This is a genomic window from Yersinia vastinensis, assembly GCF_044905075.1.
GTDB lineage: Bacteria > Pseudomonadota > Gammaproteobacteria > Enterobacterales > Enterobacteriaceae > Yersinia > Yersinia vastinensis.
The window spans coordinates 1963614-1980004 of the sequence record NZ_CP173260.1 but is presented as its reverse complement, the minus strand read 5'-3'; the positions used below and the strand labels follow the sequence as shown (position 1 = coordinate 1980004).

Genomic DNA, 16391 nt, shown 5'->3' with positions numbered 1-16391 from the left:
ATGCGGGTTCTGGTTGTTGAAGATAATGCTTTGTTGCGTCACCATCTTACGGTGCAAATGCGTGAAATGGGCCATCAAGTTGATGCTGCAGAAGATGCCAAAGAGGCAGACTATTTCTTGCAGGAACATGCTCCTGATATCGCAATTATCGATCTTGGCTTACCGGGTGAAGATGGATTGAGTCTTATCCGCCGCTGGCGTAGCCATCAGACAAACCTACCCATTCTAGTGTTGACCGCAAGGGAAAGTTGGCAAGATAAAGTCGCGGTACTAGAAGCCGGTGCAGATGATTACGTGACCAAGCCTTTTCATCTGGAGGAAGTCATCGCACGGATACAGGCTTTGATGCGACGTAATATTGGCCTCGCATCACAAGTTATTGAATTCCCTCCTTTTCAGATTGATCTCTCTCGCAGAGAACTGTGCGTTAATCAGCAACAAATTAAACTGACAGCTTTCGAGTACACCATTATTGAAACGCTTATTCGCAATGCTGGTAAAGTGGTCAGCAAAGATACATTAATGCTGCAACTGTATCCGGATGCCGAGCTGCGTGAAAGTCATACTATTGATGTATTAATGGGCCGTTTGCGTAAAAAACTGCAAGCAGAACATGAAGGCGAAGTGATTATGACCATCCGTGGTCAGGGATACCGTTTTGACGCCAACTAGACACCATGTTCAGAAAAAATAGCAAACCATTCTCCCTTCGTGCACGTTTTCTTATGGCGACAGCCGGTGTCATTTTAGCGCTGTCGCTATCTTATGGTATGGTCGCTGTAGTGGGTTATATTGTCAGCTTTCAAAAAAATACTTTTAGTGCGCATCGCAGTGAAAGTAATCTGTTTTTCAGTCTGGCTCAGTGGCATAACAATAAACTCAGCATCTCGGTCCCCCCAGAACTCGAACTGAACATTCCCACACAGGTTCTGATTTACGATAAAGATGGCAATATCCTATGGCGTCAACGCCATGTACCTGAACTTGAATCTCACATCGAAAAAAGCTGGTTGCAAAAACCGGGCATTCACGAGCTTGATACTGGAACTCATATCAGCAGTATGATGCTAGGGGATAATCCCAAGGCCCAAGATCAGCTAAAAAAATACGATGACACCGACAGCAGCGCATTAACCCACACTGTTTCGGTTAATACTTATCCAGCAACGTCCCGCTTACCACAACTGACTATTGTGGTCGTCGATACCATTCCACAGGAATTACAACGTTCAGACTTGGTTTGGAACTGGTTCAGCTACGTCCTACTGGCTAACTTATTGTTAGTATTACCATTACTGTGGTTAGCCGCATATTGGAGCCTCAGGCCAATTAAAGCTCTCGTCAGTCAGATAAGTCAGTTAGAAAAAGGCGAGCGTGAACAGTTAGATGAGAATCCACCGCGTGAATTGCAAAGTTTAGTGCGAAATCTCAATATTCTGCTCACAAATGAACGCCAACGTTATACCAAGTACCGCACAACACTGTCAGACCTAACTCATAGCCTCAAAACCCCACTAGCAGTGTTACAAACAACGCTTCGCTCTTTACGTACCGGTAAACAGACCACCATTGAAGAAGTAGAACCTATCATGCTTGAGCAGATAAGCCGTATTTCTCAGCAGATTGGCTATTACCTACACCGTGCTAGTATGCGTTCCGAACATAATGTCCTCATTCGTGAAATTCACTCTGTGCCCGCGCTGCTAGACAGCCTATGCAGTGCACTAAATAAGGTTTATCAGCGCAAAGGCGTAGTACTTACACTGGATATCTCACCCGAGGTGACTTTCCTTGGTGAGCAAAATGACTTCATGGAAGTCATGGGAAATGTACTGGAAAATGCTTGCAAGTACTGCCTCGAATTCGTCGAGATAACCGCCCTGCACTCTGAAAAACAACTTACCATTGTCGTTGACGACGATGGACCGGGTATTCCCGAAAGTAAACGACAGTTAATCTTTCAACGAGGCCAGCGCGTCGATACTTTACGTCCAGGGCAAGGGCTTGGGCTATCTGTTGCCGCAGAAATTATTGAACAGTATCAAGGTAAGATAACCATCACTGAAAGTCCTTTGGGCGGTGCCAGAATGATGGTGACTTTTGGCCAGCAACATGATTATCACACTGATTAATAAAATTTGCCTGTCAGCCCCTGATACTGTTGGCTGGCATCCGTTATAATCACTGGCAAGCTCACCCCTATCTGGAATAAACATGGATTACCAACTCGATCTCGACTGGCCTGATTTTCTGCAACGCTATTGGCAGAAACGCCCTGTTATCCTCAAACGTGGCTTTAAAAACTTTATTGACCCACTTTCGCCTGATGAACTGGCTGGCTTGGCGATGGAGAATGAAGTAGATAGCCGTCTGGTTAGTCATGAGGAGGGTCGCTGGCAAGTCAGTCATGGTCCATTTGAGAGCTTTGATCATTTAGGTGAAACCAACTGGTCTCTTCTCGTGCAAGCAGTTGATCACTGGCATGAGCCTGCCGCCGCATTAATGCGCCCATTCCGCCCTCTGTCAGACTGGCGCATGGATGATTTAATGGTCTCCTTCTCAGTACCTGGTGGTGGTGTTGGCCCACACTTTGACCAGTATGATGTCTTTATTATTCAAGGTACTGGCCGTCGTCGCTGGCGAGTCGGCGAAAAAACAGAAATGAAGCAGCATTGTCCACACCCCGATTTGCTGCAAGTAGGGCCTTTCGATGCCATTATTGATGAAGAAATGGAGCCGGGTGACATTCTCTATATCCCACCAGGTTTTCCACATGAAGGCTATGCGCTTGAAAATGCGTTGAATTATTCGGTTGGTTTCCGTGCACCTAATGCACGAGAACTGGTCAGTGGTTTTGCCGACTATGTGCTTTCTCGTGAGCTAGGCAGCTACCGCTACAGCGATCCTGATTTGCAATTGCGGGAACACCCAGCAGAAATTAAGTCACAAGAGGTCGATAAACTACGGACGATGATGTTGGAGTTAGTCCAACAACCAGAAGATTTCCAAAGCTGGTTTGGTGAATTTATTTCTCAATCTCGCCATGAATTGGACCTTGCACCACCTGAGCCACCATATCCGGCTGGAGATGTATATCAATTACTCTTGCAAGGTGAAGAATTACAACGACTTAGTGGTCTTCGTGTGCTGCGCATTGGCAACCAATGCTTCGTTAACGGTGAGTTAATTGACACACCACATTTCCAGGCAGCAGATGCACTGTGCCAGCACTTCAGTGTTGATGCAGAAAAACTCGGTGACGCGCTGGAAGACCCTTCATTCTTGGCAATGTTAACTGCGTTAGTGAATAGTGGTTATTGGTATTTTAACGACTAATATCTCCAGCTTACGATGTAAAACGCCCCGATAAACGGGGCGTTTTTAATTACACAACTAATCTCATGCATCTTTGGCTCGTCTAGCGGTCAGTTCGGCAATTCGCATGATAACCGCAACTGCTTTCTCCATCCCCTCCAGCGTAATAAACTCATGTTTACCATGGTAGTTATAACCGCCAGTAAAGATATTCGGGCAAGGTAGCCCCATGAAAGACAACTGTGCACCATCAGTGCCACCGCGGATCGGCTTCATAATTGGCGTAATATCACAATCGCGCATCGCCTGCTGCGCCAGTTCAATAATATGCGGGTGCTTAATGATATGCTCACGCATATTGTAATAACTATCATCCATAACGATTTCGATATAGCAGTCTCGGTGTAAACCTTTACCTACCCGCTTGGCGATATCGACCATATTTTTCTTGCGTGCTTCAAAACCATCACGGCTAAAATCTCGCACAATGTAGTGCATTTCTGCACGCTCAACAGTACCTTTAATACTTTGTAGATGATAAAAACCGTCATAGCCTTCGGTACATTCTGGGGTTTCATCTACCGGTAATTCCTGATGGAAACGGGTTGCCAATGATAACGCATTCACCATAACCCCTTTGGCTGTGCCGGGATGAACATTATTCCCCACAATTTTTATTGTCACTGATGCCGCATTAAAGTTTTCAAATTCCAGCTCACCGACGCCACCGCCATCTACGGTATAGGCCCACTGAGCATCAAACTCCTCCACATTGAAGAAACGCGCACCTTTCCCCACTTCTTCATCTGGCGTAAATGCAATGCGGATATTCCCATGAGGGACATGACTGTGCTTTAGGCGCACCATCGCGGTAATAATCTCGGCAATACCGGCTTTATCATCGGCACCCAGTAACGTTTTACCGTCAGTGGTAATTAAAGTGTGTCCAAGTAACTGATGTAGCACTGGGAACATGACTGGAGACAGCACTTCATCCCCCATTCCCAAGGCAATGTCGCCACCACGATAGTTTTCAACAATCTGTGGATTAACATTTTTACCCGAGAAATCGGGAGAGGTATCAAGATGGGCAATAAAGCCAATGGTGGGGACCGGCCAGGCAACATTGGCAGGCAAAGTTGCCATTACGCAGCCATGGTCGCTCAAGCTAACCTGAGAAAAGCCCAACGCCTGTAACTCATGTTGTAACGCCTGAGCAAGCTTACGCTGCCCTTCAGTGCTCGGCACGGATTTTACATTGGCTTTTGCTTGTGTATCAAAAGAAACATAGTTGAAAAAGCGGTCGAGTAATTTGTCCATGGTTCCCACCCTCATAATAGTGAATATCATTATGGGGAAGTGATCATGATCAAATATTGCGTCAGGTCAGCTTTAGACAAACTTAAGCCAGAATAATAAGGTGCAATGCAGAAAACTCTGCCGGGTGATTTATTCATCAACCGACAGAGGATATTGCTTATTTATACATCAACCTGACTTAAATATGCCAATTAAGCAGGATAAATTAATCGCCCTGACGATTCTCCCCCCGCGTGGTGAGAAACTCACGCACATATTCCGGCACCACTTTACTGGCTAAACCATAATGTTTTTCATCAAACTGACTTTCCACCTGACTGGGTTCCAGATTCAACTCGACAGTATGAGCGCCATGCAAACTTGACTCATGAACAAACCCAGCAGCAGGATAAACGTGGCCGGAGGTTCCAATCGAAATAAAGAAGTCAGCCTCAGCCAGTGCCTTGTAAATTTCATCCATTCCCATTGGCATCTCACCAAACCACACAATATGTGGCCGAAGCGGCGAAGGGAATTGACAACAATGGCAACGTTCCTCAGGACTGAGGTCGCCAGGCCAGTCCAACACTTGACCAGACTGCGTGCAACGCACTTTCAGTAACTCACCATGCATGTGAATAACTCGCTTACTACCGGCTCTTTCATGCAAGTTATCAATGTTTTGTGTCACTAGCACAAAATTATCACCTAGCACTGCTTCCAAATCAGCCAGTGCGAAATGGGCAGCATTTGGTGCAATCTCCGGCTGCTGTAGCTGGCGGCGGCGCGCATTATAAAAAGACTGAACTAGCTCAGGATCCCGACGATACCCTTCAGGCGTGGCCACATCTTCCACCTGATGCTCTTCCCACAAACCATCAGCAGCACGAAAAGTTCGAATACCGGATTCTGCCGAAATACCGGCACCAGTAAGAACCACCACAAACGGTTTCTTCATTTCAGATGTTACCGCACTGTCTCGATGAAAAATGCGGGAGCGAAAACGTTGATGCCGCAAATGCTTATTCTTGCGAAACCGACATAGCCGATGGCGAATGCGCATAACTTTTTCCTTTTTTGATACCCTTTCAACTCAACGTTTGGATATTGTCATTATATTATTTAGATAGATGCAAAAACGCAGCGCCACGCACGCCACCTGCATCACCATAACGCGCTTTTTCAATGCGTGGCAATCGGGCTACACGTAATAAATGCTGCGGCAAACGTTTTGGCAGTTCCTGATAGATCTGTTCGAAGTTTGATAACCCACCGCCAATCACCACTAAATGGGGATCAAGCATTGTCAGCAAATTGCCCAGACACACCGCCAGCACATCCATAAAGCGTTCGACATGCGCCACAGCCTTAGATTCACCCGCATTATAGTGAGCAATAATCTCTACGGCTGGCAAGGATTGTTGATTGAAATGTTTGTACATCCATTCAAAACCACGCCCAGAAATATAATTTTCAATGCAGCCATGATGACCACAACCGCAGGGCACTCGCGGAATATCAGCCCCCAAAATATCCAGTGCATCTACCGGTAGACGAAAATGGCCGAATTCACCCGTAATATGATTACGTCCACCAACAATACTGCCATTGACAATAAGCCCACCGCCAACACCCGTACCCAGAATCAAACCCAAGACGGTGGGATAGTGGCGAAACTCAGGATCCCAAGCTTCAGATAGTGCAAAGCAGTTAGCGTCATTATCAATTTTAACTTCACGCCCAATCCGTTGCGAAAGATCGCCCTGCAACGATTGCCCCATTGCCGCAGGAACATTGGCGGTGAACACCGTTCCATCATCTGCGTTGGGTAAGCCGGGAATGCCAATACCTACACTGCCCCGCACTTTACAATATCCGTCTGCTTCCAGCGTCAAGTCCTGTAATGTTTGGAGTAATTGCTGATAATCTTCACGCGGTGTAGGGACTCGCTTATGCCAGATTCTTTGCAGGTTGGCATCAAAAACACCTAGCTCAATTTTGGTGCCGCCCATATCAAAACCGTAATACATAAGTTTGCCCTTATTAAAGATGAAATCTATTGCCCACTCAGTACCCGTGCCGGATCAATACGGCTGGCTCGGCGAGCAGGATACCAACTGGCAATCAAACTCAATACCAGCGCAGTTGCCAACACGCAGGCCACATCAAACCAGTGCAATTCTGACGGTAAAAAGTCAATGAAGTAGATATCGCCTGATAAAAATTGATGCCCGATCAACTTTTCTAACCCACGAATAATGTTGGTCAATTGCAAAGAGACTATCACGCCCACCACCGCCCCACTGACACTACCGATAAGACCGGCCAGCAAGCCATACCAGATAAAAATCGCGCGGATCAGGCCATCTTTGGCCCCGAGCGTACGAAGTACCGCAATATCGCTACTTTTATCTTTAACCGCCATGACCAGCGTGGACACAATATTAAAACTGGCGACGCCAATCACGAGTATCATAGCTAAGTACATGATTGTACGGATCATTTGGATATCTCGGTACATATAGCCATAAGTACCAATCCAGCTACTGATGTACACATAGGCATTCGTGACTTCACCAGCACTGCGTACCAGTTTGTTCGCGTTGTAGACGTCATCAACTTTTATGGCTATACCAGTGACACTGTCACCCATATCTAAATATTGTTGAGCATCTGCTAATGGCACTAATGCCAGACTATGATCTAACTGCCCACTCAATTCAAAAATGCCAGCGACCTGTAAACGAATGCGCTTAGCTTGCAGCAATTTATTCTCAGGATCGCTATTGGGAATCATCACTGTCAGCCATGATCCCTGCTTGACCCCCAAAGCCTCTGCCAGACCTTTACCCAAAATAATCTGCTGCTGACCCGCTTTGAAATTATCCCAAGCATGGTCAAGCACAAAACCTGGCAATGCACTCAGACGCGACTCTGCCTGTGGGTCAACACCTTTGACTGATACTGCACGCAATTGCGTCGCGTTTTCAATCAAGCCCGTAAAATTGATATAAGGTGCCGCTGCCACAATGCCGGGAACTTTTTCAATGCGCTGCAAGGTTTGGGGCCAGCCGCTGAACGGTTGATTAACCACAGCAATCTCACCGTGGGGTACGACGGCCAAAATACGGTTTTTTAGCTCACGTTCGAAACCATTCATTGCACTTAAACCGACGATCAATACCGCAACACCCAAAGCAATACCCAGTGTTGAAATGACCGAGATTAACGACACCATACCGCCGCGGCGGCGGCCACGGCTAAAACGCAAACCGATTAACAGTGACAGTGGCGAAACGCCCATTACTCTGCCCCCACCAACGTCAAGTGCTGCTGTAGCTGACCATCACGCATTTCTAACTGGCGACTCATTCGCTTAGCCAAATGTAAATCATGAGTCACCACTAAAAATGCTGTCCCTTGGCGAACATTCAGTTCACCCAGCAAATTAAAGATGCTATCGGCATTACGCTGATCGAGGTTGCCCGTCGGTTCATCGGCCAGAACCAAAGAGGGGTCATTGACTAATGAACGCGCGATAGCGACTCGTTGACGTTCCCCGCCCGATAATTCTGATGGACGGTGTTTACTGCGTTTTTCCAAACCAACCGCTGCTAACATAGCGCGCGCTTTTTCTTGCGCTTCACTCGGTTTAGCGCCACCAATTAACAGTGGCATGGCGACATTTTCCAACGCGGTAAAATCGGGCAGTAAATGGTGGAATTGATAGATAAAACCTAATTCTCGATTACGTAACTCTGCCTTTGCAGTAGAAGAAAGCTGGTTTAGTGAGCGCCCTTGATAAATAACCTCGCCAGAGGTAGGGGAATCCAACCCCCCCAGCAGGTGCAATAAGGTACTTTTGCCCGAACCAGAACTACCAACAATTGCCATCAGCTCGCCAGCTTCGATAGTAAACGACACATTGCGCAATACATCGGTATGTAGTTGGCCCTCCTGATAGCGTTTGCACAGGTTTAAACACTGTAATAAAGGATGGTTACTCATAGCGTAAAGCCTCAGCAGGTTGTGCGGCGGCAGCGCGCCAGGAAGGGTAAAGCGTAGACAGCAAAGCTATCGCCATTGCTACCAGAGCAATAACAATGACCTGAACAGGGTTAATCTCAACCGGTAATGTGGCACCATCAATCAATATACCGAGAACCGGAATTAGGGTATTCAATTGGCTGGCCAGTAAAATACCTAACCCAGCACCAAGCAACGCGCCAATGACCCCAGCAGTAGCCCCCTGCACCATAAACACCAACATGATTTGGCGGCGACTTAACCCCTGAGTTTGCAAAATAGCGACTTCGCCCTGTTTTTCCATGACTAACAGGCCTAGCGAGGTAATAATATTAAAGGCCGCGACAGCGATGATAAGACTCAGCAGCAGCCCCATCATATTTTTCTCCATCCTCACGGCTTGGAAAAGCTCGCCTTTGCGCTCACGCCAATCTTTCCACACCGTGCCTTCCGGCAAAGTCTGCTGGCTCAAGCTATCAACGCTCAGTGGCTGAGAAAGGAATAAACGCCAACCGGTAATATTACCTGCGGGATAGCGCATCAGCCGCGACGCATCCTGTTGATTAACCAACATTTGGTAACCATCAACTTCACTGTCTGCGGCAAATGTCCCGATAATATTAAACAGGCGCTGACTGGGAATGCGGCCCATCGGAGTAAACTGGCTGGCACTCGGCACCATTAAGCGCAATGTCTCACCCCGTTTAACCCCCAATTGACCCGCCAGTTTCTCACCGAGAATCATATTGTAGCTTCCCGGCTGCAAATCCTTTAGTTTCACATTGACCAAATAGTCTGCTAGCGGTTCATGCTGTTCTGGATCAACGCCCAGCATGACGCCAGCGGCTAAATTATGTGCACTTTGTAACACCACATCCGCCGTGGTCAAGGGCACAACATCAGTGACTCCCACCAATGATTTCAATGTTGAAGCAGGAATTTTGTTTGGGTCGAGAGAACCTTGTGGCGTGGTGATCAGCGCCTGTGGCATCAGCCCCAAAATATTATTCTGCAAATCGCGCTCAAAACCATTCATCACAGACAACACTGTAATTAATGCCATCACGCCCAGCGTAATGCCAATGGTAGAAAGCCACGAGACAAACCGACCAAAACGGTCAGATGCACGCCCGCGCATATAACGCAGGCCAATAAATAGTGCGACAGGTTGATACATGAAATCTGTTTAGATCCTGTTGCTAAAGCAAAGTGATCGAGGATAATAAAGGGTACAACCGCTTTATGGAACCATTAACCGTCTATATCTCCGGCTTTTATTCCAAATCAGAGCACCAATCTGTGGCTATCCCCTCGCACGTGCTAGGATAGCCGCCGAGAATTATGCTGATATTGAAACTCGGGTCAATGATACCCCAGTGATTGGTGTTGCAGGTTGGTCGCTATCAAGCATCCCTGCGGCGTCAAGGACGAAAGGTAAACCACATAGAAGAGACTGTTTAACTGCTTATGTCCCAACAACATCGTTATTCATTACCGACACGGCGTGGCGATACACGTCAGTTAGGCCAGTTGACCGGATCGGCTTGTGCAGTCGAATGCGCAGAAATCATTGAGCGCCATGATGGCCCGGTAATGTTAATTACCCCTGACATGCAAACGGCACTGCGCCTGCGTGATGAGATTCAACAATTCTCTCCGCGCCCAGTGAGCACCCTCTCTGATTGGGAAACTCTGCCTTACGACAGCTTCTCGCCTCATCAGGATATCATCTCAGCCCGTCTTTCTTGCTTGTATCATCTTCCATCGATGGAACGCGGCGTTATTATTCTTCCAATTAATACCCTGATGCAACGGGTTTGCCCGCATGAATTCCTGCATGGTCACGCGTTGGTCATGAAAAAGGGCCAGCATCTGTCACGCGATAAGTTGCGTGCACAACTTGAGCAAGCAGGATACCGCAGTGTTGATCAGGTGATGGAACACGGTGAGTTTGCCACTCGTGGGGCACTGCTAGATCTCTACCCGATGGGCAGCGAAGAACCGTATCGAATTGATTTTTTTGATGATGATATTGATAGCCTGCGTGTATTCGATGTTGATTCACAGCGCACACTGTCGGAAGTTGAGCAGATAAACTTACTGCCCGCCCATGAATTCCCGATAGACAAAACTGCGATAGAGCTGTTCCGTAGCCAGTGGCGCGAGCAATTTGACGTTCGTCGCGATGCTGAACATATTTATCAGCAAGTGAGTAAAGGCATCTGGCCTGCGGGTATTGAATACTGGCAGCCATTGTTTTTCAGCAAGCCATTGCCGACACTCTTTAGCTATTTACCTGAAAATACCTTACTGATTAATACCGGCGATCTGGAGCACTCAGCAGAACGTTTTTGGCTGGATGTTAACCAACGTTTTGAAAGCCGCCGCATTGACCCAATGCGGCCATTACTTGCACCTGAAACTCTGTGGTTGCGCGTTGATTCACTCTTTAGTGAGCTAAAATCTTGGCCACGCGTGCAGTTTAAGACGGATGTATTGCCAGCCAAAACCGCTAATACCAACTTGGATTATCAGGCATTACCTGATTTAGCCGTGCAGGCCCAGCAAAAGTCCCCGTTGGATAATCTGCGGCGTTTTATTGAGTCATTCAGCGGCAGTATTGTGTTCTCGGTTGAAAGTGAAGGCCGGCGTGAAACACTGCAAGACCTACTGGCACGAATAAAAATCAGCCCAACGCTGATAGCCCAGCTATCTCAAGCCAAGGCTCCTGGTCATTATCTGATGATTGGTGCTGCTGAACGCGGTTTTCTTGATACCGATAAACAGTTAGCGCTGATTTGTGAAAGTGATTTATTGGGCGAGCGCGTCAGCCGCCGCCGTCAGGATAATCGCCGGACGATTAATACTGACACGCTGATCCGCAACTTGGCAGAGCTGCGCCCCGGTCAGCCAGTGGTTCATCTAGAACACGGTGTTGGCCGCTATTTGGGTTTGACCACACTTGAAGCTGGCGGCATCAAAGCTGAATACCTAATATTGACCTATGCTGGCGAAGATAAGCTGTATGTCCCAGTATCCTCATTACATCTGATTAGCCGTTATTCTGGCGGGGCCGATGAGAATGCGCCACTGCATAAACTAGGCGGCGATGCCTGGAGTCGAGCACGCCAAAAAGCGGCAGAAAAAGTACGCGACGTGGCAGCAGAGCTGCTGGACATCTATGCGCAACGTGCGGCTAAATCTGGTTTTAAATTTAAACTCGATCGTGAGCAATACCAGTTATTCTGCCAAAGTTTCCCTTTTGAGACGACACCGGATCAAGAACAGGCAATTAATGCCGTTATCAGCGATATGTGTCAACCATTAGCGATGGATCGCTTGGTGTGTGGCGATGTGGGCTTTGGTAAAACCGAAGTCGCCATGCGAGCGGCCTTCCTTGCAGTGGCGAATAATAAACAAGTTGCGGTATTGGTACCGACCACCCTGCTCGCCCAACAGCATTTTGACAACTTCCGTGACCGCTTTGCAACCTGGCCGGTACGGATAGAAATGATGTCCCGTTTCCGTAGCGCCAAAGAGCAACAAGTGATTCTGGAGCAAGCCGCCGAAGGGAAAGTCGATATTATTATCGGCACCCATAAATTGCTGCAAAGTGACCTTCGTTGGCAAGATCTTGGCCTATTGATTGTTGATGAAGAACACCGCTTCGGGGTTCGCCATAAAGAACGAATCAAAGCCATGCGCGCCGATGTGGATATCTTGACGCTGACTGCCACGCCTATCCCGCGCACACTGAATATGGCGATGAGCGGCATGCGCGACTTGTCGATTATTGCCACGCCACCGGCACGCCGCCTGGCAGTAAAAACCTTTGTTCGTGAGTACGACAGCTTAGTGGTGCGAGAGGCGATTCTGCGTGAGGTTCTGCGTGGCGGGCAAGTTTATTATCTCTATAATGATGTGGAAAATATCGAAAAAGCCGCACAACGGCTGGCAGAGTTAGTCCCCGAGGCGCGCATTGCCATCGGCCACGGCCAGATGCGTGAGCGAGACCTTGAACGAGTGATGAATGATTTCCATCATCAGCGCTTTAACGTTCTGGTCTGCACTACGATTATCGAAACTGGGATTGATATTCCTAGTGCCAATACCATTATCATCGAACGAGCTGATCATTTTGGTCTGGCGCAGTTACATCAATTACGAGGCCGAGTCGGGCGCTCTCATCATCAAGCCTATGCTTACCTGCTCACTCCGAACCCAAAAGCGATGACCACCGATGCCAAAAAACGGTTAGAGGCCATTGCATCACTGGAAGATCTTGGTGCCGGCTTTGCATTAGCGACCCATGATTTGGAGATTCGTGGTGCCGGCGAGCTATTAGGCGAAGATCAAAGTGGCCAGATGACCACTATTGGTTTCTCACTGTATATGGAGCTACTGGAAAGCGCGGTTGACGCACTGAAAGAAGGCCGGGAGCCATCGCTGGAAGATTTGACCAGCAATCAAACCGAAATTGAAATGCGCATGCCGGTTTTACTGCCAGAAGACTTTATTCCAGATGTGAATGTCCGTCTTTCGTTCTATAAGCGTATTGCTAGTGCACGTAATGAAACCGAGCTTTACGAGTTAAAAGTTGAGCTTATCGACCGCTTTGGCAAACTGCCGGATGCGGCCCGTTACCTACTCCATACTGCACAGTTGCGCCAACAAGCTCAGTCGTTAGGTATCAAGCGCATTGAAGGTAATGAGCGCGGTGGTTTCATCGAGTTTGGTGACAAAAACAAAGTGGATCCGGTTTATTTGATTGGTTTGTTACAGCGCCAACCACAGATATACCGATTAGAAGGGCCAACCAAACTGAAGTTTATGCAGGACTTGAGTGATCGGACACAGCGGCTGAAATTTATCAGTGAACTGTTAGCCGCTTTTGCTCAACATCGCGTGGCTCAATAAGCTCATTAACACGGGTTTCAGCAAAGAGAAACCCGTGTTAATGCTAATGCCACTCGCTTATCAAGCACGTTAAACGATCAGAATTAACACTAAACACGGGTTCTTAATTCAAGGTTTTGGACAACAGATTTTGTATTATGCTCGGTTATTCAGTATCAGTTGACCATTTTTATCGATTGGAATCTGCGTGCCTGGATCACGATCCATGCGAATTTTTCCCTGCTGATCACCAATTTTGTAGGTTACGTCATATCCCAACATTTTCTGTGACTTATCGTAAACAGTTTGGCAACGTTGCTGAGTTGTTGTGTAAGTATCACCCTCTTGCATATTACTTTGGACGCGATTACCGGCGTATCCGCCCGCCAATGCGCCAGCAACCGTAGCAATATCTTTACCTCGACCTCCGCCAACCTGATGGCCCAGCACCCCACCAGCCACGGCACCCAAAACCGAACCGGCTATCTGATGCTCATCCTGAACCGGCTTACGGTGCGTGACGGTCACATTACGACATTCCTGACGAGGTGTTTTAATCGTCTCTTTAATCGGTGTCGCAGTAAGAACTTGTGCATATTGCGGTGCGCCAGAGAAGACATTCATACTCGCGACAGCGGCAATTCCCAGAGCAGCCGCAATACCGATACCCACACCTGCTAACATTGATTTGTTCACAGGAAATCCTCCTGAAAGTGTTACCACGCATCTTATGCCCCAGAATTCCAAGGTAAAAAATGAAAATCTGACAGCGTCCGGCAGTTGAGGGATTGCCTCTTATTTCCGGAATACGGCGTGCATGACTTGCCGTCTGTAAACACATGTGAGTCTGCACAATCTACTTTGACCTAGCAATAAGACAAATGGACTAAACACCCAGATAATAGGTGTGAATGAATGTGTTTAGGAGTAATCCGACTGCTGAGATTTGTTATTGCGGAGTTTTATGCTGAAAATTTAGCATTACGTGCGAATGACTTTAGCTTTCCGTGCGCTGATAAACGTAAAAGCCGCCACCATCAACAATGGTAGCGGCTTGTTTACCTGTCATACTTCAAGTTGCATGTGCGTTAGTTACGCTCAATAACCCGAATCACTGACCACCGTCAGCCCATCGGGCTTCTCTTGTTTACCGCCTTCCTGCAACTCGAATTATTTGGGTATCGAATAATAAAAGTCATTAATGGAGCTTTAATCGTGGCCGAATAACCCGATTAATCCCGCCCACTAACATCATCAAGCCGGTCTTAGTATAACCATGCAATGCCACCTGATGCATACGATACAGTGAGATATAGACAACACGGGCGACACGCCCTTCTACCATCATTGAACCGCGCATCAGGTTACCCATCAAGCTACCGACGGTACTGAATTTCGACAGTGAAACCAGTGAACCGTGATCCTTATAAATATAAGGTTTCAGCGGCTGATCATTGAGCAAGGCCAGAATGTTGCTGTAGCAGCGGCTAGCCATCTGATGTGCAGATTGCGCACGCGGTGGTACGAAACCACCACTTGGTTGTGGGCAAGAAGCACAATCACCAATCGCAAAAATATTCGGATCACGGGTTGTTTGCAGGGTCGGCTCAACCACCAATTGATTAATGCGGTTGGTTTCCAGCCCAGCGATATCTTTCATAAAGTCTGGCGCTTTGATACCCGCCGCCCACACCATCAGATCAGCATTGATGAACTCACCCTCTTTGGTATTCAGGCCTTTCTCATCTGCGCTGGTCACCATGGTTTTGGTCAATACACGAACACCCAGTTTAATCAGTTCCTGATGAGCAGCCGCTGAAATACGCGGTGGCAAGGCTGGTAAAATACGTTCACCTGCCTCAACTAGCGTGACATTCAGCGCCTGATTGTCCAAGCCCTCAAAACCGTAGCTATGCAACTGTTTCACTGCATTGTGCAGTTCGGCAGACAGCTCAACACCAGTGGCCCCACCGCCGACGATGGCGATATTAACTTTGCCCTTTTCACCCGGTTGCGCTGAATATTTCAGGAATAGGTTAAGCATCTCATTATGGAAGCGGTGTGCCTGATGTGGGTTATCAAGGAAGATACAGTGCTCTTTTACACCCGGCGTCCCAAAATCATTCGAGGTACTGCCCAGCGCCATCACCAGAATGTCATAGGTCAATTCACGTTGCGTCACCAGCACATCGCCATGTTCGTCGCAAATTTCAGCCAAACTAAGGGTTTTGGTTTCACGATTAATATCGGTCAAAGAACCCAATTGGAAATTAAAATAGTGGTTACGGGCATGAGCAAGATAGCTCAGTGCATCAACACCATCATCCAGAGAGCCGGTGGCCACTTCATGTAACAACGGCTTCCACAAGTGACTATGGTTACGATCCACTAAAACGATCTCGGCTTTTTTGCTACGGCCCAGCTTGTGACCCAGACTGGTTGCCAGCTCAAGACCGCCAGCACCACCACCAATAATAACGATTTTTTTCTTCGGCGTTGTCAAAATGACCCCCTAAATGTGAACCAATTGTTAGCTAAGGGTAAACTAATAATATCCTTAGATAACATAGGGTTCGCTGATGCTAATTCAATAATCTGCTGTCAGAATATCATGCAGGGTTATTTGGTCATACCAAAATTGATATATATCAACTTTTTTTGATTAAAGTGGCAGCAGAGAGAATTTTTCTGGAAGAGGATTCAAATAGTTAGCACTTAGTCACAGTTTGCGATTTTTCTATTTGATGTGGAATAAAAAACCATTCTAGCGCTTTAAGTCATAAAAATGGCCTGAAAAAAGTCTATTGCTACCTTTTTTCAAGCCAAGTCATAAAGTCTACGCCGCACTACAATTA

General features: G+C 47.4%; 12 protein-coding genes. 4 read left to right on the top strand and 8 right to left on the bottom strand.

The features are described 5' to 3' along the window. The 3 genes from phoP to ACIOG0_RS09105 all read left to right on the top strand — a co-directional run bounded on the left by phoP (position 1) and on the right by ACIOG0_RS09105 (position 3336). Positions 1–672: a two-component system response regulator PhoP gene (gene phoP / locus ACIOG0_RS09115; protein ID WP_050097289.1), complete on the top strand. Its 672-nt coding sequence runs from the start codon at positions 1–3 to the stop codon at positions 670–672. Positions 673–677: 5 nt separating this feature from the next. Continuing rightward, entirely contained in the window at positions 678–2132 is a 1455-nt protein-coding gene (phoQ, locus tag ACIOG0_RS09110) for a two-component system sensor histidine kinase PhoQ (RefSeq protein ID WP_050097288.1), read from the top strand. 82 nt (positions 2133–2214) lie between these two features. After that, positions 2215–3336: a cupin domain-containing protein gene (locus tag ACIOG0_RS09105; protein ID WP_050097286.1), complete on the top strand. Its 1122-nt coding sequence runs from the start codon at positions 2215–2217 to the stop codon at positions 3334–3336. 63 nt (positions 3337–3399) lie between these two features. On the opposite strand, the gene pepT is transcribed toward ACIOG0_RS09105, so the two are convergent. From pepT to lolC, 6 genes are all read right to left on the bottom strand, one after another. Next, complete coding sequence (gene pepT / locus ACIOG0_RS09100) at positions 3400–4635, bottom strand: peptidase T (RefSeq protein ID WP_128450842.1); 1236 nt, start codon at positions 4633–4635, stop codon at positions 3400–3402. Positions 4636–4840: 205 nt separating this feature from the next. Then, a complete protein-coding gene (cobB, locus tag ACIOG0_RS09095; RefSeq protein ID WP_050097283.1) occupies positions 4841–5677 on the bottom strand; it encodes a Sir2 family NAD+-dependent deacetylase in 837 nt (278 codons plus the stop codon). Positions 5678–5732: 55 nt separating this feature from the next. After that, complete coding sequence (gene nagK, locus ACIOG0_RS09090) at positions 5733–6644, bottom strand: N-acetylglucosamine kinase (protein ID WP_050139663.1); 912 nt, start codon at positions 6642–6644, stop codon at positions 5733–5735. 26 nt (positions 6645–6670) lie between these two features. Continuing rightward, a complete protein-coding gene (lolE, locus tag ACIOG0_RS09085) occupies positions 6671–7918 on the bottom strand; it encodes a lipoprotein-releasing ABC transporter permease subunit LolE (protein ID WP_128450844.1) in 1248 nt (415 codons plus the stop codon). After that, positions 7918–8622, bottom strand: a complete 705-nt coding sequence (lolD, locus tag ACIOG0_RS09080) for a lipoprotein-releasing ABC transporter ATP-binding protein LolD (RefSeq protein WP_050097278.1) — start codon at positions 8620–8622, stop codon at positions 7918–7920. Before lolD ends, lolE begins: the two co-directional genes overlap by 1 nt. Further along, on the bottom strand, positions 8615–9817 hold the full coding sequence (lolC, locus tag ACIOG0_RS09075) for a lipoprotein-releasing ABC transporter permease subunit LolC (protein ID WP_050097276.1): 1203 nt from the start codon (positions 9815–9817) through the stop codon (positions 8615–8617). Before lolC ends, lolD begins: the two co-directional genes overlap by 8 nt. Before the next feature lie 290 nt (positions 9818–10107). Between lolC and mfd the strand changes: the two genes are divergently transcribed. Next, entirely contained in the window at positions 10108–13557 is a 3450-nt protein-coding gene (gene mfd, locus ACIOG0_RS09070; protein WP_145581850.1) for a transcription-repair coupling factor, read from the top strand. Positions 13558–13692: 135 nt separating this feature from the next. Here mfd and ACIOG0_RS09065 read toward each other — a convergent pair whose 3' ends face one another. Both ACIOG0_RS09065 and ACIOG0_RS09060 read right to left on the bottom strand, forming a co-directional pair. Then, positions 13693–14232, bottom strand: a complete 540-nt coding sequence (locus ACIOG0_RS09065; RefSeq protein WP_050097273.1) for a glycine zipper 2TM domain-containing protein — start codon at positions 14230–14232, stop codon at positions 13693–13695. A gap of 502 nt (positions 14233–14734) precedes the next feature. After that, complete coding sequence (locus tag ACIOG0_RS09060; protein ID WP_050097272.1) at positions 14735–16039, bottom strand: NAD(P)/FAD-dependent oxidoreductase; 1305 nt, start codon at positions 16037–16039, stop codon at positions 14735–14737. Positions 16040–16391: the final 352 nt, after the last annotated feature.